This is a genomic window from Bacillus cereus group sp. MG9 (assembly GCF_040459995.1).
GTDB classification, from domain to species: domain Bacteria; phylum Bacillota; class Bacilli; order Bacillales; family Bacillaceae_G; genus Bacillus_A; species Bacillus_A mycoides.
Map to the genome: position 1 here is coordinate 1 of NZ_JARVHC010000002.1, position 18365 is coordinate 18365.

Below are 18365 nucleotides of genomic sequence, written 5' to 3' on the forward strand. Positions count from 1 at the left end.
GGAAGTATAAACTCCAATTCTTTCAGTGCACTCCAATTAATTGTAGGCGACAATGATCCCACTGAAATTCGAATAGCTGCATCAAAAAAATAATCGGAACAAATGAAAAAAGGAAAAAGCTTTGATGAAATCACCTCTTCATTTGGACGTAGAATCATTCCATGCGCGGAAAAAAGTCCATCATGCGGTGCAATTGATGCTCTTCTAAGATAGGCATTCCTTTTTCCAAAAAGAACATCACCTTTTTCCATTACTAGTTTATCACCCTTAATGGGCACCTTACTTCCCCATCTTGTAACAGCAAGGCTACCACTATCTAAATGCTCTAATCCAATATACGTCTCCATGTCATCAGTTGTCGGCTTTCTCTTTTGAGTTATATTAAATGCTATATCTTTAAATTTAAATTTAGGCATTTTTATCACCACCGATCTCAAAAATCATATATTTCAAAGTATCATATGATTCTCTAAAAGTATCACTACTGGTAAGCCACTCATCTAAAGATTCCTCAACAGAGTATGAAATCTCCTCATCTTCACTACTAGACCCACTTACATAAAGAGGAATACTCAATTTACTACCATATCCAACAATCTGCTCTATCGTAGCAATTGAAGAAAAACCATCTTCTATTTTAAAATCAGTGTATGTTTGTGCAATCCTCTGGATATGCTCTTCTTCCAAATAACTCTCTGCATTTTTCCGAGTCACTTCATTTTTTGCATTGATAAATAGTACACGGCCTTTTCGAAAATGCTCCTTTTCAGTTCGACATATAATAATACATGCCTCCATTGGCGAATTGAAAAAGAGGTTTTTCCCAATTCCAATAACACATTCAACTAAATCACTTTTCACTAGCATTTCTCGCATTTCTTTTTCTTCATCTCTAAATAGAACACCATGTGGAAACAGAATTGCACATCTACCAGTTTTAGTATCTAAACTTTTTAAAATATGTTGAAGGAAAGCGTAATCTGCCCTTCCCTGGGGTGGTGTGCCAAGAAAATTCCTACCATACTTATCCGCTGAAAATGCTTCTCGATCCCATTGTTTAATTGAATATGGTGGATTTGCTAACACTAAATCAAATTGCATTAACTCACCATTTTCCACGAATGCAGGTTTTTTCAATGTATCATCATTAACTATATAAAAGTCCCTTACACCGTGTAAAAACAAATTCATCCTTCCAATCGCAGATGTAAGAGCATTAATTTCTTGTCCGTAGGCTTTTACATTTCTCCATTCCAACCCTTGTTGCTTCAAATAAGCAATAGATGAAATTAACATACCACCACTTCCACAGGTCGGATCATATATGCTTTCACCTGACTGTGGTTTAAGCATCTCCGTCATTAGGTGAACAACCGTGCGATTTGTATAAAACTCTTGAGCAGTGTGCCCACTATCATCAGCAAACTTCTTTATTAAATACTCATATCCTTGGCCAAGTTCGTCTTCAGGGCAATTTTGCATGCTAAGTGTCTGTGAGGAGAAATGCTCCATTAGGTCTTTAAGTAACTTATCGGGCAATCTGTTTTTATTCGTCCAAGCACCATCACCAAAAACGCCTTGTAATTTTTCAGGATTAGCTTTTTCAATAGATCGAAATGCATTTACAATTGCAACACCTACATTTTCTGATACTGATCTAACATCATTCCAGTGGGACCCCTTTGGAACAATGAATCTATGATTTTCTTCCCACTCTATTGCATCTTCATCGCCGTCATATTCTTCAAGAATTTGTTGGCATTCTTCATCATATACATCACATATTCTCTTAAAAAACATAAGTGGGAAAATATACTGCTTATACGAACCGGCATCAATATGAGTCCGCAAAAATACTGCTGAATTCCATAAGTATGATTTCAATTCATCAAGTGTAATTCTATGACTCACTAATGTATCCCCCTTCTATCAATAATCCCTTTAAATTTTCTTCCGCTTCAATAGCTTCATTTAATGCTAATAAAAACTCTTTTCTAACTTCTTCAGGGCAAGCAGTTTTTATAGGTGCTTTTTCAATGTACCCATTCACAGAAAGAATGTAATCCTTTAACTTTATATCTTCAATAGTCACAACTTTAGACTTTTCAATTATTGATTCGTAGTTTTTGAAAAGATTATAAACTTCTGCAACATCTTGCTCGGTCATAATATTTTGTGCCCTCTGTGCAGTATAGATCTTTGATGCATCAATCAGACACACTTTCCCTTTATGTTCAGCAGGCTTATTGTTATTCAAAATTAAAATACATGCAGACACGCCTGTACTATAAAATAATCCACTGACTAAAGTAATTACACACTCCAGCTTGTCAGATTCAATAAGTTGCTTACGGATTTCTCCTTCTTTGCCTCCATGAAAGAGGACACCTTGAGGTAGAACAACCGCACATCGGCCATTTTCTTTATCCATGGATTTCACCATATGCTGAAGCCAAGCAAAATCAGCACTAGAATCTGAAGGGCTACCCCATAAATTACGACCATAAACATCTGATGAAAATTGATCTGCCCCCCAAGCTTTTAATGAAAAAGGAGGGTTTGCTATTACACAATCAAATGTTTGTAATTCTCCTCGATGTAAGAAAAGTGGCGACTTTAAGGTATCCCCTTGCTTAATCTTAAAATCCCTTGCTCCGTGTAAGAATAGATTCATTCTCGCAATTGAGGAAGTTGCTAAGTTTTTTTCCTGCCCATAAATTCTACCGTACGTACTTTTATCATCACGTACGTTACGGATCGCCTCGATCAGCATACCACCAGTACCACAAGCAGGATCATAAACTGTATCACCCGGCTTCGGATCAAGGATTTTAACCATTAATTTCACAACAGATCTAGGCGTGTAAAATTCACCTGCATTTTTCTTTGAAAGATCAGCAAATTTTTTGATTAAGTATTCATAACTATCTCCCATCACATCAGATGAATAATTCTCATTTCCTACTTTAATTTCTGACATGTGTTCAATAAGATCCTTTAGACGTTCATCTGATAATTTGTTCTTATCAGTCCAGTTTGCATCGTCGAAACTAGAAAACACCCCAAATAAAGTATCTGGATTCGCACGTTCAATTCCGTTCATAGCATTGACAATTGCTATTCCCACATTCTCACTCGCTTCACGAACATCCTGCCAGTGACAGCCGTTTGGAATAATAAAACGGTGGTTTTCAGGGAAACTAGCAAATTCTTCATCGCCCCCAGACTCTTCTAATGCAACTTGCGTTTCCTCGTCATAGACATCTGATAAGCGTTTAAAAAAGAGAATTGGCGTAACATAACTTTTATACTCATCCTGATTAATTGGGCCTCGCAAAATATTGCAGGCTTCAAAAAGGTGAGAAAACAGCTTTTGACCAGTTGTTTCTTCAGGCTCTGAAGTGCTATTTTTTAGCGCTTCATCAGCAGCATCCATTGCCGATTGGATCATCACTTCTCTACCTCCAGTTTTTATTTTGTCTCCGACAGATTCTTCTTTAAAGCTAACACTCCCTGAAGATTGTATCTTTTCCATCTTTGCAGGATATCGATTTTCGAACTCAAGAAGTATCTTCAGAAGCCGTTCATCAAGAAATGTCAGTGCATGCTTTCTGATATGTGTCGGCACTCCGTAGTAAGCTTCTGCCACACTTCCAGTAATTGCTGCCAATGTATCACTATCTCCACCAATTGAGATAGCATTCCGAATTGCATCTTCAAAATCGGAAGACTCGAAGAATGCAACAAGTGCTTGTGGTACTGTTTCTTGACAAGTCTCGTTAAATTGATATGTTTCCCGAATTCCATCGAGCGAGAAATTCATTGGGTAGTAGTTCTTATCAATGTAATCGCGAATTTCTAAGATATTCTTCCCACTTCTAGCCAGAAAGACCGCAACTGCAGTAGCCTCAGCACCTTTTATTCCCTCCGGATGGTTATGTGTTACAGCTGTCACCTTGCGTGAGAGCATTTTAACTTCTTCAATGGAATTCGCTACATAGCCACAGGCACTCACTCTCATTGCAGCACCATTCCCATAACTGTTGTATGGTTTAGGTGAATCACTGTACATCCATTTATAGAATCCCCCTCCATACCCACAATTCGGATAAGGTCTCCCAACGACTTGCATGGATTTAACAGCCCGGTCACCCAAATCTCTAAAATCATGTTTACAACTCATAAGCGCTTCGCATATAGCTAATGACATCACCGAGTCGTCTGTAAAAAAACACTTGTATATTAAAAAATCAAAATTCTTCGAGCGATGATTATCCCATTCAAACCTGGAACCGACAATATCGCCAATTATAGCTCCGATCATGTATTTTCCTCCTCTGCTGACAGGTTGATATTTTAATGAAGGTTTCCATATTACTAACCTTCTATATAACTCAACCATTTCATCACAGTTGCCAAAGTCAAATATTTTACTGTTTCACATTCAAAATTGTATTTTGAAGACGCCCCGTTACTTCATTCCATCTATCCTCAGCAAGACGAATGCTTTCTGCATATCTGGAACGTTCCAGTTCATATTCTTCTGCTATCACTTTTTGTTCTTCAATTCTAAGCAACGGAATTTCTAGTGTTTTCAAGTCTTTATAACTAATATTGATGACGACTGTTCCTTGTTGCTTTCCTGCTAAGACTTTACTCCCCATTGGACTATCCAAGAAAATTTTCAAGTACGTCCCAATAAGCAGCTTTTCATTCGGCCTTATTACAATAATGTTTGATGACGCGATGCAAGGATACTTCTGTTCTTTAAATATCGATATTCTGGTCGCCGTTCCGCGTGCCGGCAATAATAAATCACCATCTTTAAGAAGGTAATTCACCACTTTGCGTTCTTCCTCTTCTATATGATCAAGACTCTCATAATCAACGTCAAAATCATATAGGTTCGATATATTTACGACTCCAATGCTACCAGTAGCATCTTTTTTGTTGACCGCTTTTCCGCGAAAAACCTCAGCGATACTCCCTAGTTCTTCTTTTTTTATGTTTGAGTTCTGATAACGTTGCCAATCTTCATCCATCATCGCGAAGATATGATCGACATTCCAATAACCCATTTCTATTAACTCTTCCAACATAACAAACGTATCATCAAGGAGTACCAGCCTGTTGATTCCATTCTTTTTGACATTTCTTGTATCAGCATCATATCTTTTAACCATTACATCTTCTGTTCTACCAGTTGTGATAGTAAACATATAAGTCTTAATAGCAGTAGATGCAAATATCCCAGTTGGCAGCTCAGCTATTTCTTCTAATTTATACATCCCTTGTATAAAATCCCTTAACTCTTTAACCGAACCAGCTGCAAAGGTTATTCTAGCTGGAAGCACAATCACTAATACACCCGAACTATTCAAGTGCAATAGTAGGTTCTCTGCAGCAATCATTTCATATTCTCTACAAATGAAATCTCCATTATCTTCTCCGCGCTCTCTCGCCCCAAATACAGGCACCGCCAGAATTAAATCAAACTTCCTTGATGAAAACTCATAATCATAAATACTAGTCTGTTCGACAATTACGTTAACATGCTCCTTAAACATTTCATCAAGAAGAACTTTACTCACGCTATTCATAGTAGTAATAAGGAATTCACAACCAGAATGTCGGTTTACTAATTCAGAAAGATAAGGTACAAATTTTTCAGCTTCAGGAATCAATACCACATTAGTGTTTGGATTAAAATGCTTTTCAAATTCGGCAATCAACACTTTCGGTATATAAAACATCTCTTTAGGATCTGCAGATGCAAGTACCATTTCCCATTCAATTTCTTCATCATCCATAGCCATAAAAGAACTATAAAACGCTTTTGAATCCGGATATGGATTATTCATTCCGTAACTATCTGCTATCGAAAGCATGACTTCATAAATTTTGTGCTCAGTAGGGTTTTTTGAATTTGAAACAAACTCTTGTTTTGTCTTCTCTAATAGGAACAATGCAACAGGCAACTCCGATTGAACCGTATATCCCCTCAATGCATTATAACGATCCCAAATATATTTCATCTGCTTGTCATTAAGCATCTTTACAACCCTCCCTTACAAAACATCACATTGTTTTCATACATAAAATATAGCACTGTGATTTTCCATTGTCAATCAGTATTTAGTTTTGGTATTAAAATACCAAAACTAAATACAATGCGTTTTACCCCATTATAGATTCGTACACACAAAAAAAAATCAGGGAAAACCTGAATTCCGACTTCCTGTTGAGACAATTATGGCTGAATTACTATTAATACATAGATTGAAACATTCACACGACAACCACCTGCAGGGTATTCCGATGTTGTGTGAACTACAACTAAATATTTGCAATCGACCACCGGAAGTGAGGTTGCAATTCGAAATGGAGAAATCCTATTGAATTGCACCAACCATCTGTGGCCTGGTTTGTAATATCAAAAGCCCCCCTTCGGTTCAAACCGAAGGAGGGCTTTTCAGGTTCTGGTGCAAACACTCCAAAACGCTTGTAAGTAACCTCCTAAACTTGGACATACTGATACTAGTACTCTGAAAAAGGATGTGATTGGTATGGAAAAGCAAAATCTATTCAAGTGGAAACATTATCAACCTGATATTATTTTATTAACCGTGAGATGGTACCTACGGTACAACCTCAGTTTTCGTAATTTAGTCGAAATGATGGAAGAGCGTGGGTTATCACTTGCTCATACAACTATCATGCGATGGGTTCATCAATATGGTCCTGAATTAGATAAGCGAGTACGACGTCATCTTAAATCAACCAATGATTCTTGGCGAGTCGATGAGACGTATGTGAAAGTCAAAGGTCAATGGATGTACCTATATCGTGCTGTTGATTCAAAAGGAAATACAATTGATTTTTATTTAAGCTAAACAAGAGATCATAGGGCTGCAAAGCGTTTTTTCAAGAAAGCTTTGCAGTCTTTTCATGTTTCAAAGCCCCGTGTGATTACAGTGGACAAAAACCCGGCCTATCCTATAGCGATTGAAGAGTTGAAGACAGAGAAAAAGATGCCTGTAGGCATCCAAATAAGGCAGGTAAAATACCTGAATAACATTGTAGAGCAAGATCATCGTTTTATTAAAAAGAGAGTTCGTTCAATGCTAGGATTGAAATCTTTTCGTACAGCTAAATCTATTCTTTCAGGAATAGAAGCGATGCATATCATTAAAAAAGGCCAACTTATTTTACGGGACAAGTCTGTCCAAAATGAAGTGAAGTTTATTCATCAACTATTCGGAATGGCTGCATAAGAATAGATTCTATTAGGCATCTATATACCTCTTTCAAATAAATACAATCTTTGCACCAGAACCACAATTGTATCTTCCCGCGGATAAGGATTCTTTCCGTAATGCCTGTCATGGTTTCGACTTCCTTATATGTATGTGTCTCAAGCAGTTTTAAATCATCTCAGATTCTCTCCTATTTGATACCGTAATAAAGCCTATACAGCCTATTTCTTATCAATTCATTAACGTTCAATTCTTTAAAAACAAACACCCTACATTCCCTCCTATTATGTTACAATAAAACCACATATCAACATATTTTTACTTGTAATCTAGAACATATTTAAGATGAATAATAGAGGTGATTTAATTGGATAAAGACACCAAATACAAATGGATTACAATCAGAGTAATTATAGAAAAAATGTTGATTGAAGCCTTCATGTTAGGATTAATCACTTTCATTGTATATAACGTCATTAAAGACATATATTCTATCAATCTGTTTACATCAATATCCTCTATTCTAAAACCAATTCCTTCAGAAGCTCTAACTATTATTTTTATATTGATAATATCTAAAAATTTCAATAAGCGTTATAAGTTTCATAGAATGCTAGATGTTTTAGAGAATAGCAAAAATAAATATGAAAATCCAAAAGCTCGTATTGAATGGAGTATCGCAAATTTAAATGGCCAGATAGATTCATTGAAATTGAAGGTGGATATATTAAAGTCATTTTCTCCAATCCCCATTCTCATTCTCTTTATAGGCAATTTGTTTGAAAAAGGAACTTTTATCAACTTAAACTCCTTTAGCATAACAGTTTTAGTGATTATATTAGTTTATTTTGCTTGGTTAATGAATGCTTATAATCAATTTGTTACCATTAGAAAAGTACTTGTTCATTTTGAACAAGAAAAAATTAAATTAGAAAATGAAAATTTCTTTGATCAAAAAATTCGTACACCTAATAATCTTCATAATGACTTTAAAAAATTTGAAAAAAGTTTAAGCAAGTTAAGAGAACCTTCTTTTTCAACAGAAAAAAAAGATAACTCCAATTAAGTTAAAATATCATTTACAATTTTCACTTGTAGGTTAAGAACAAAATCCCATCAGAAATTCCAAATAAATTTATAGCTCTTTATATTGGTAATAAAATATGAATATACGTATTGAGCACATCTTGTATACTATCTCTGAAACATCACATTTACTCTCAAATAGGCTTTTAAAAGGAGATAGAACTCTCTAATAAATAACTATGCACAAATACATACCATATTTAATCTATTCATTTTCATATCCCTGTAGTAGAGTAAAAGAATAATTTTTAAGCTATTTTTTATAATTCACAACAAAAATCTGGTCAAGATTCAAGTCAATAAATTTTATTTTTCTACTTTATAATATTTTTATAAAAAAATACAGAATACCCTATAAATACTTGATGCAACTAACTTTCCGCTCGATATTCTAGAAAATGCTTCTTACCTTGACAGGGTGGAGGTCGCTGGTTCGAACCTCTCCGGGGTCATAGTTGTAGAAACCGTGTCAAATTAATGTTTGATGCGGTTTTTATTTGTTTACTTTCATACTCTATAAGGCTAGTGGTCACAGAATTGGTCACATTCCCTACAAAATCTCTTCTATTTTATTAACTGCATCCTCTTGCATCGTTGGCAATACATGCGAATAAGTATCTAGTGTGATTTTGATATTACTATGACCTAACCGTTCGGAAATCACCTTCACATTCACCCCTTTAGCCAATAGTAAAGTCGCATGTGTATGACGTAAATCATGAAAGCGAATCTTCGGAACAGCCGCTTTCTTAATCAAAACGTTTAAACTTCGTCTAACATTAGCAGGATTAATTGGTGTTCCAGAAGGCGTACACATCACCAAGTCATTGTCTTGGTATTCCTCACCTTGACTCAGCTTCTCTTTCAATACGACTGCTCTGTGTTTCTTTAGCTTTGCTACTGTGGATGCAGGCAATAGTATCTTTCTTAAACTTGATTTCGTCTTTCCTCCAAGCAAGAACGTCTTTCCATCATGACTTAACGTTTGGCTAATAGTTAAATGCCCCTTTTCTAAATCAACATCTTTCCACCGCAAGCCTAACAATTCACCTTGTCGCATTCCAGTTACAAGAGCCATATGAAAGACAATAGAATATCTGCTATCCTGCGCAGCCTTTAAGAACAACTGTACCTCATGTTCATTCCACACAGTTAATTCTTCCTTATCAACTTTAGGCAACTTCGTTTTTGCTGCAACGTTTTTAGTAATTAACTCCAAATCTATCGCATGCTCAAGAGAGTTCCGAATGATTTTGACTATCTTCTCAATTGTTCCTCTCTTTAACCCTTCATCTCGCAGTGAATTAACGTAGTTTTGCATATGCAATGATGTTAACTTATCTAGTTTGATATCGCCTAGAGAAGGGATGATACGACTGTTCAAATAGCCTTTCAGTACCTTTGCTGTTTGAGTCCCAACACTATGCTTTTTGGTATTGAACCAGCTCTCAAGATATTCATCATAAAAGAGTTTGCTAGGTTCTACGTATGTTCCAGTATGAACTTCTGAGAGCAGCTTTGTTAAAGAGTTTTCTGCTTCTTTTTTTGTAATGAATCCCCTCTTCTTCTTTTGCTTTCTTTTACCAGTTAAAGGGTCCATACCGATATCAACAATATAAAAATACTTTCCTGTTTTCTTATCCTTTTTGACGCTTCCTTTCATTGTTAAGAACCTCCTTGGAGTCCTTAACTGTGCTGTATTATGGTAATTTTATTATAATGGATATTTTATTGTTAGGAGTTATAATTATAAAATTTTATTATAAAAATATACAAGTGAAATTTAAGAATAAGTAAGATAGGACATCTAATAATTCAGATATCCTATCTTACTTATCCTTTTTCATAAAAGCAGCTTCCCATCTATAAAAAATTTGTTGTATAATTTCACAGTAAAACATTTATTGGAAATGAGAGTGAATTTATGGAAATAGCGAAAAGTGTTTATCTTATTATTATTAAAATTTTACTAGCTTCAATACTCGTTGTAGGTTATTGGGCTTTAGGCGGCTCATTTCTCTTTTTGATTAATTTCAACATATATACTTCCTTCTTAAGTTGCTTACTTTATGTTACTCTAGGGTTCTTATTCTTTACAATCAAATCATCTAAATATAGTGGATTATATGGCGCTTTGGAAATCACCTTGGGCTTAGCAACATTCTTTGTTCCATTCTTTTTAACATCAGGGATTTCTGATAAAATTCTTATTGATTCATCAACAAAATATTCCACTTTTTATATAGCCTTCTATTCGGGAATTTACATACAAGCTAGGGGATTCGAAAACGTATATAAAAATTGGAAATCCAATCCTTCAAAGTATGATTGGGCTTTCAATAAACTATTCAACTATGTAAAGAAAATTGAACTACAGACTATACAACAACATGATTTAATTAAAAGAACACAATCAAAAAAGCGTAAATGGAAACAATTCAGCTCCATATCTGTATTATATATCATAAGTATTTTTATAAGTTTTCTAGTTTTTTATACTATAGTTAATACTGAGCATGATTTAAACAATGTTTATTATATCTTCAGCACTAGCGCACAAACAATAGCCGCACTAGTTGGACTTGTATTAGCTGCATATACCTTTAATCATCAGTTTATGTGGAATGCAAGGGATAGTAGTGAAGGAACTTCAGAGATTATTGATGAAACTATCCAAAAATACTACACCTATATTAAATTGCTTTCCATTGCAACGGGTTTTACCTTAATAGCAGACATATTCATGCTTCAGCTCAATGCAACTCTAAATTCATCCATAAAACCAGCTTTATATATATTAATTGGTTCTCTGAATGTCTGTGTAATAATTACCGCATTCCTTATAGCACTTCATATTATCCGTCCTATTAATATTGAAGATTGGGCAAAAAATTTATTTAACGAAAGAATAAGAGAAAGCGAAAACAAATCTACATTGACAATTAATAGAGGTGAATTTATAGATACTTTCATCACACTAGAGACAATAGTTAGGAACTTTTTAAACAATCTTGAACCATCATCACAACATGTCGTAATGGCTAAAATGACTAGGGAGCTATACGAAAGAGGAACTGTTGATGAAAAGACTTTCGGGGAGCTAATAGAGATAATTAAATATAGAAATCTAGTTATACATGGTCATATTCCTATGGTAGAAAAAGACATGTATGATAAACTTCTAGAGTTAACTGAGCTTATGAATACTAAATTAAAACTAGAGTAAAATTAAAGATACCCGCTAAAAACAAACCTTATTACAAGCATTAACAATTATTTTTCATTTCTCTAATACTCTAATGCAGGGTAGCTACTTAATGTAGCTACCCACAAGCATTTTAACCCTCTTATAACTTTGATACATAACACATTATTATTCAAGCTCCTAATGCTTCCACCTATTCCTCCCTTATCAAATAAATATTATATATTCAACTCCACTACTAGAATTGAATGGTCTGATAAACTATTTAAACGTTCTTGATGTGAAAAATATGATTCAAGTATGTTTCCTTTTAAAACTGGTGAAATAAAAGCATGGTCAATTCGGAATCCATTCCCCTTTGTACTGTACCATGAGTAACCAGAAAAAGAACCATGTGTATGTCTCCAAGCGTCAATCCAACCTAAATCAACTAGTTCCTGCATATACTGTGGTCCGATAAATGGAGCACCTTGTGTATCTTCTTCTAGTCCTGTATTATAGTCCCCGATTATAACAGTCCTAAAACTCCCCTGTTCTTTTGCAAAGGCATTTATTTCTTGCCAAAATTGCAGCTTCTCTTGTACATCATTGTTATTAGTTGGAATATGGACCCCAGTAATATGTAATTCATATTGAGGTATTCTAATTTCTAACCAGCGCTGTCCGTTTCTATCTTTATTGTAAAAAGATGGAACAATTTCAAAGGGATAACGAGAAGCAAATAGTAGACTATTCTGCTTTATATCGCCATTATTAGAAATCATATATTCATACCCATTTTCTCTTAGTAATCGCTTAATCTCTTCCCCCTTTCCCCCCTCCCAGTATTCTGTTAATAGGAGTACATCTGGTGAATGTTTACTTAGTTGCTCTACAATCCTCGGGATGCGCTTCACTGAACCCCCTTGTCTTATATTCCAAGTTAATAATTTCAAAACAACACTCCTTTCACCAATTGCGTTAATTGTTAATAAATTTAAGATGAATGGGGAGTCTACCACATATCCAAATACACTATTCATGCCATCCTATCCATGTTTTTGGTTCATTCTGTAATTCCCCTTCGGGGTTAAGCAAAGTTGATTACCAACAAGGTTCGGAACATTATCTCGAACCTTGTTGGTAATCAAGAAGAATGGTTGTTAACAGAAGATGGTCTTTATGAGGTCTTGATGCAACCACGAAAGCCTATTGCTAAAATATTCAAAAAGGCAGTTAAGCGTTCTACTGCTCTTAAGTCTATTATTAATTTACTAAACAAGTGATTATATTATGTGTCACTTGTTTAGAGATATGTTTTTAATAGAACAAATCCCTAATAAAATCAACATTTTATTATGATTGTATCAAAAAAAGGATAGCATTGTAGTAGCTTCCCTTTTCATCGTTAAGAGCCTCCTTAGAATCCTTAACTGTGCTGTATATGGTAATTTTATTATAATGAATAACTTGGTACTATGGATTAGAAATTCACCCTATATCAGTATAAAGACAGCTGAATGTGACTTGAATATGTTTTCTAACAAGTTGAAGAAAAATAATGAGAGATTTAATCTGCGTACGTAGTTTCTCCACTTATGATTCACGTAGCATTATGCCAAACCTCAGAACGACAAAACTTTCAAGAGGTGCTGCTTCATATTCATTTATTGATTATCCCAACTAGGGAGTATTACATATTCACGAACTTAGCTCGGTGACCTTACTACGTTATAACTAATATTTTTATAGAACCATAGAATTATTTTAAATACTGCTTTAAAATAATAAGTAAAATGTAATAAGAGGTGCTAATTTTGGGTAATCAAGAGAAATCTAGCAAATTTTACTTAATCAATACTACTTTAGAAATAATCCTATTTACTTTAGCTGCTTTAGTTTTAAACATATTTCTAGGAAAGGGTATGTTTAAAAGTGCCATAGCTACTGCAATAATTGCTATAATTCTAGAAATCATTTTAAAAGTAAAAGGAATCAATCCTTTACTAAAAAAAGCAAAAAAAGTAGAAACTCTATATGAAAATTTAGAAAAAGATGGTGTTAACAATATTTATTTCATGTATGACCGTAATTCTAAAAAAGAGCGAAATGAAAAAACTCAAATTGCTATTAGTGAAGCATCTTATATGTATTTATTAGCTGAAACAGGTCGCTCATATATAGACGCTTCAACAGATAGACATTGGAAAGAAGTAAAAAAACAATTAGATAAAAGTACTTCTTTCAAAGTACTTTTAATACATCCAGAATGTGAAAATAAAATTGTAAGAAATAAGTTAAATAATTCTACTGGAGTGGATAGAAAATTAAATTTTGAAGAGCTAAAGGTTCTTGTATCAAAGTATGAAACTTTAGAAATTCGATTTACTGACCAAGTTTATAATACTCTTTTCTTTACGAACGATTATATGATATACGACCCTTATCATTTAGGTAAAACTTCTGAACGTTTAGAAAACAATTTCGTAGCAATTGAATTCGATAGTGCTAGTAGTAACTATAAAACAATGAAAAGTCATTTTGATTACTGTTGGAATAATAGCAAATCGATAGAAGATGTAGAAGCAGCTTTAGGAGGTATTTAGTTGAAAAGACTAATCCTTACATACAATCAAAGTTGTAATTTAAACTGTAAATTCTGCTATATAGATTTTCATCATAAAAAAATTGAAGATAAAACTATATCAATAGTAGAACAAGCAATTCAATTAGGATTCAACATCATTACATTTGGTGGTGGAGATTCATTTAGTAAAAGGGATTTTCGTGAAGCATGTAAAATTGCACATCAAAATCATCTTATTACTCATGTTGATACTAATACGTTGAGTATTAGTGAATCTGACTTTGAATTCATTGAAGAGAATATTGATTTGTTAGGTATTTCAATAGATGCTATTGGCAGTGATTATAATCTATTTAGAGATTCTCGCCACCTTTTTCAAAAACTTAATCATACATTACAGCAATTAGAAAAGTACCCTATCGAAATTAAAGTTAATACTATATTAACTGCAAAGAATATAGATTCTATACCTGATATTTTTGAATATATAACCACTCTTAACAATATCAAACGCTGGAGCATATACCAATTTTTCCCTTTATCTTCCGCGAAGAAATTCGAAGATATATACAAAATATCAGATAGTGATTTTGAACAAGCATTAAAATTTTTAAACACATCAAAAACGAATTTGATTATAGAAAAAAATAGATATGCCAACAGAGTGGATGGTTATATATTTTGTGATGAGGAAGGAAACTTATACACAAACAATATTAATGGCAAATACATTCCTTTAGGTTCTATTTTTAATGAAGAAGATACAAAAAATATGCTTTCAAAAGATGCTTTGATTAATCCTAAAATAAAACAACGTTATAAATAATTATGAACCTTATCGCATCGGTAATTTACCTTACTATTAAATAAACATTCTATAGTCTATTTAATATAAAAAGGGCAGACCTCCTTGTCTGCCCTTAATTATTAAAATCGATATTTTATTACGATTGTATCAAAAAAGGATAGCATTGTAGTAGCTATCTCAACTGAATATCAATTATATATTTACCATCATTTATTAGTTCCTTTTAAGATATCAATACAAGATTGCATTCTCTCTTCTCTCTCATCAATTTTTTTAGAAAAACTTCTTATGTCTGCTTCTATGCCGCTTAGTTTCCTATTCTATAGATGATATTTTTTCATCCATAGATAAAACTTTATTTAATAATATAGAAGTACAGTAACACATCTCTTATGTCTATTTAGCTGCCTTTATAAGCATTGTTGAGTTTAATCTACGGTAGGTGAGAACAAAATTTGCAAGCATCTTTTTTCACCGCAACCACATATTCCCGCCAAAAACATTGAATTTTTTGGTGAAATAAGAGATTTTTCTCCTTATCAATAAGTAGATTATAACACGTTAGAAGATGATAATTGCATATACGGTTTCCAGTTACTTACTTTCCTGTTTTCTTATCTTTTTTGACGCTTCCTTTCATCGTTAAGAGCCTCCTTGGAGTCCTTAACTGTGCTGTATATGGTAATTTTTATTATAAAGAACAATCTTATTATTATGTATTATAATTTTTTATCAGCACTAGCTAACTAAATATCATTTGCATATGTTTTATTATAATTTAATAAATAAAAACCTCAATTCATTATTAAAGTGAGGTTTTTATTGCGATTTAAACTCCTATCCAGAAACACTAATATTTCAGTTACTACACATATAGTTTATCTATTTATAATTAGTACTACATTTGAAGAACTTAGGGCTACAAGCATTCCAAAAGTTTTTATACTCCCATTAACTCGATTGCACTTAGCACTTACTAGGAATCATCACATATTACAAGCTGAGTTCCAATACCTTCTTATAAAACTATTCTACTATCTCTACATCTAATGTCCCCTTCATAAACCCATTAACTTCGAAATTTTTCTGTAATCCTCCTTGAAGTTTAGTTTCAATACTAGCCAATGCTTGTTCTACTACTATACTAGCTACTAGTTGTTCTTGTTCTTGTTCTTTCTCTTGTTCTTTCTCTTGTTCTTGCTCTTGTTCTTGTTCTTTCTCTTGTTCTTTCTCTTGTTCTTTCTCTTGTTCTTGTTCTTGTTCTTGCTCTTGTTCTTGTTCTTGTTCTTGTTCTTGTTCTTGTTCTTGCTCTTGTTCTTGCTCTTGTTCTTGCTCTTGTTCTTGCTCTTGTTCTTCCTGCATAACTAATTCTAATTTCCTCTTAATATTTATCCACTTTTCAATAGTTTGTGTAGACAACTCATCTGAGGAAGTGTCTGTTACTTCCTCGTCACCATTTAAATGTTCAGCTTCTAAATCAAAATCATCCATATCTTCATCTACATAATCGTTTGTCAACTTATCTTTATCTACTTTATTAACATATACTTGATGCATTAAATTCAAGAATACGTATCCAGCAACAAAACAAATTGTAAAAGGACTATTATGTCTTACTTCTTTTAAATCTATTTGCTTTTCTTCATGAGCATTTTGTTTTATGAAATTTGTTCCCAAAATCTCGATTAGATTAGACTCTTCATAAAAAACTGCTACGATAGGTCTCACGTTATTTACAAATAATTTACCAAATTTATCAATATACTTATTCTGAAGTGTATTGTATCTATCTTTTTGTTCCGAGGTTCTGCCATTCGAAATTTTTTCCATTAAAATATATTCATTAATTTCATCATTTACTTTTTTATTTTTTTTTGTTAGTTTATCAAAAGTTTTTTCACACTTATCAATTAACACTTCTTGTTTCTTTTTATCTTTTATTCGTTTCGAGCATTCATTAATGTAGATTTTTAAATTTTTGATGCAAATTTCAGCTTTTGCTGTATTATCCATTGCCTCTTTAATAAATTCATTTAAATTATCTTTGTTTAAAATTACCCCTTCTGCGTTAAAATCTTTATATAAATTGGAAAAAGCTTCAAAAATATGATTTATTTTATATATTTTTTCATTAGGATACAAAGGGATTGGTTTACCTAAATGATACAGGTTTTTTACACCTATTTTTGATTCCACACTATGTTTCCCTATATGTTCATATTGCTTATGGATACTAAAAGATTTATCAAAGATAATAATTTGTTGACTTTTCACACCACCATCTAATAATCTTTGAATTTCATTCATTATTTCTTTTTTATAGTTTAAATAAGAGATTTTATCAACAAAATCTGTAACTCTCCAAGCTTTCAAGTTTTCATTCTTATCTTGTACTAAAGTGAACTTATATTTATTCTCCACGATTTTTCCTCTTCTCTAATTCTTCTTGTAATTTTTCCACAATTTTTGTAGCCTCTTCTAAATGCTCTGCTAATTCATTATTACGTTTCTTTAAATCCTGGTTCTCTTCCCTACATTTCAGATTTGCTTCTTGATATTTCAATTTTTCTTTTTGTTCCTTTATAAGTTTATGATAATTTGCATCAGTTTTTTTCTTTTCTTTCAATAGTGCATTGTTATTATAAATATCACTTATTTTAAATGACCATAAAGTTATAGCAATACCAATAAGCAATAAAGCGTTTGTATCAATGCCATTTATGCAACCTTCTATTAAATTATAATATTTAAATCCCTTTGCAAAAGCGGCTGTAATTAACATGATAATCCCAATTGAAATATTAAGCTTTCTAAAAGACTTTATAGTGACATCATTTACCTTACTAGTTACAGAACCTTGGTTCACACAAGAGATAGTGAAAAAAAACGCTCCAATATTAAAGGCATTGAGCTGGAAAGTATCAAATTCATAAAATCCCATACCTATCAGTACACCTAAGACTATGAGTAAACTTGGGGCTATATTCTCCCGTAAAGCCATCGTATCCCTCCTGTGCTCATATAGTTTGTTTCACATAAACATCTTAATTTTTGTCTAAGTATAACAAAGTAATATCCAATATAAAATATTTAAAATTAAACGTTCCTCTTAATAATCATACATTTCCAACCAATAAAATAGGTTAAAAAATTAAAGTTTATGTATGATATTTACTTTTTCGTTTTTAATAGCTATATTATCTATATTCATCAGTTACTTATTACTTGGAAATTCTTAGTCGCTTCTTCAGAGCAACCATCTCCTTAATATGCAAAGAATCTTTGTTGTAAATGATGTGGCATCTTTATGATGCCTATTAAATAATTATTATATTATTCTCTGTGGAGTACCCTAGTTATCCTTCTACTTTTTGGCGACAAATCCCTCCTGCTTTCTATCTACTATATAAAGAGTTTCTCTATATATGTTTCTTATAAAATATA

13 protein-coding genes and 1 pseudogene are annotated in these 18365 nt (G+C 32.9%); 5 read left to right on the forward strand and 9 right to left on the reverse strand.

The window, feature by feature from the left end; genetic code table 11:
* From QCI77_RS27800 to QCI77_RS27815, 4 genes are all read right to left on the reverse strand, one after another.
* Positions 1-416, reverse strand: a 416-nt coding sequence (locus tag QCI77_RS27800; protein ID WP_483298996.1) for a restriction endonuclease subunit S domain-containing protein, incomplete at its 3' end; no start/stop codon positions are given.
* Positions 409-1911, reverse strand: a complete 1503-nt coding sequence (locus QCI77_RS27805) for a type I restriction-modification system subunit M (RefSeq protein WP_002136097.1) — start codon at positions 1909-1911, stop codon at positions 409-411. The genes QCI77_RS27805 and QCI77_RS27800, both read right to left, overlap by 8 nt.
* Positions 1901-4324: an N-6 DNA methylase gene (locus QCI77_RS27810; RefSeq protein ID WP_002136096.1), complete on the reverse strand. Its 2424-nt coding sequence runs from the start codon at positions 4322-4324 to the stop codon at positions 1901-1903. The genes QCI77_RS27805 and QCI77_RS27810 overlap by 11 nt, the downstream gene beginning before the upstream one ends.
* A 106-nt stretch (positions 4325-4430) precedes the next feature.
* The gene (locus tag QCI77_RS27815; RefSeq protein WP_002136095.1) at positions 4431-6053 is read right to left on the reverse strand and encodes a restriction endonuclease subunit S; all 1623 of its coding nucleotides are present in this window, start codon (positions 6051-6053) and stop codon (positions 4431-4433) included.
* 513 nt (positions 6054-6566) lie between these two features.
* On the opposite strand from QCI77_RS27815, the pseudogene QCI77_RS27820 reads away from it, so the two are divergent.
* Positions 6567-7274, forward strand: a pseudogene (locus tag QCI77_RS27820) (IS6 family transposase).
* On the opposite strand, the gene QCI77_RS27825 reads toward QCI77_RS27820, so the two are convergent.
* Positions 7243-7422 carry a hypothetical protein gene (locus tag QCI77_RS27825; RefSeq protein WP_353826037.1) on the reverse strand — a complete coding sequence of 60 codons (180 nt, stop codon included), beginning with the start codon at positions 7420-7422 and terminating at the stop codon, positions 7243-7245. The pseudogene QCI77_RS27820 and the gene QCI77_RS27825 overlap by 32 nt on opposite strands.
* A 201-nt stretch (positions 7423-7623) precedes the next feature.
* Between QCI77_RS27825 and QCI77_RS27830 the strand changes: the two genes are divergently transcribed.
* On the forward strand, positions 7624-8322 hold the full coding sequence (locus tag QCI77_RS27830) for a hypothetical protein (RefSeq protein ID WP_309515353.1): 699 nt from the start codon (positions 7624-7626) through the stop codon (positions 8320-8322).
* Between the two features lie 570 nt (positions 8323-8892).
* On the opposite strand, the gene QCI77_RS27835 is transcribed toward QCI77_RS27830, so the two are convergent.
* Positions 8893-10005, reverse strand: coding sequence for a tyrosine-type recombinase/integrase (locus QCI77_RS27835; protein WP_353825808.1), 1113 nt, complete (start codon positions 10003-10005; stop codon positions 8893-8895).
* A gap of 261 nt (positions 10006-10266) precedes the next feature.
* On the opposite strand from QCI77_RS27835, the gene QCI77_RS27840 reads away from it, so the two are divergent.
* Positions 10267-11568, forward strand: a complete 1302-nt coding sequence (locus QCI77_RS27840) for a hypothetical protein (RefSeq protein WP_098394488.1) — start codon at positions 10267-10269, stop codon at positions 11566-11568.
* A gap of 197 nt (positions 11569-11765) precedes the next feature.
* Here QCI77_RS27840 and QCI77_RS27845 read toward each other — a convergent pair whose 3' ends face one another.
* Positions 11766-12569 (reverse strand): endonuclease/exonuclease/phosphatase family protein, encoded by an 804-nt coding sequence (locus QCI77_RS27845; protein WP_353825809.1) that lies wholly within the window; start codon positions 12567-12569, stop codon positions 11766-11768.
* A gap of 774 nt (positions 12570-13343) precedes the next feature.
* On the opposite strand from QCI77_RS27845, the gene QCI77_RS27850 reads away from it, so the two are divergent.
* A complete protein-coding gene (locus QCI77_RS27850; protein WP_098831559.1) occupies positions 13344-14132 on the forward strand; it encodes a hypothetical protein in 789 nt (262 codons plus the stop codon).
* The gene (locus tag QCI77_RS27855; protein WP_098831560.1) at positions 14133-14939 is read left to right on the forward strand and encodes a radical SAM protein; all 807 of its coding nucleotides are present in this window, start codon (positions 14133-14135) and stop codon (positions 14937-14939) included. It begins immediately after the preceding gene.
* Between the two features lie 1008 nt (positions 14940-15947).
* Here the strand turns inward: QCI77_RS27855 and QCI77_RS27860 are convergent.
* On the reverse strand, positions 15948-17342 hold the full coding sequence (locus QCI77_RS27860) for a hypothetical protein (protein ID WP_353825810.1): 1395 nt from the start codon (positions 17340-17342) through the stop codon (positions 15948-15950).
* The gene (locus QCI77_RS27865) at positions 17332-17922 is read right to left on the reverse strand and encodes a hypothetical protein (protein WP_098831561.1); all 591 of its coding nucleotides are present in this window, start codon (positions 17920-17922) and stop codon (positions 17332-17334) included. Before QCI77_RS27865 ends, QCI77_RS27860 begins: the two co-directional genes overlap by 11 nt.
* Positions 17923-18365: the final 443 nt, after the last annotated feature.

Bases quoted from the DNA above. Each gene is read 5' to 3' on its own strand.
- QCI77_RS27810 (WP_002136096.1), bottom strand. From the start codon at position 4,324: ATGATCGGAGCTATAATTGGCGATATTGTCGGTTCCAGGTTTGAATGG.
- QCI77_RS27815 (WP_002136095.1), bottom strand. From the start codon at position 6,053: ATGCTTAATGACAAGCAGATGAAATATATTTGGGATCGTTATAATGCA.
- QCI77_RS27835 (WP_353825808.1), bottom strand. From the start codon at position 10,005: ATGAAAGGAAGCGTCAAAAAGGATAAGAAAACAGGAAAGTATTTTTAT.
- QCI77_RS27840 (WP_098394488.1), top strand. From the start codon at position 10,267: ATGGAAATAGCGAAAAGTGTTTATCTTATTATTATTAAAATTTTACTA.
- QCI77_RS27845 (WP_353825809.1), bottom strand. From the start codon at position 12,569: ATGAATAGTGTATTTGGATATGTGGTAGACTCCCCATTCATCTTAAAT.
- QCI77_RS27865 (WP_098831561.1), bottom strand. From the start codon at position 17,922: ATGGCTTTACGGGAGAATATAGCCCCAAGTTTACTCATAGTCTTAGGT.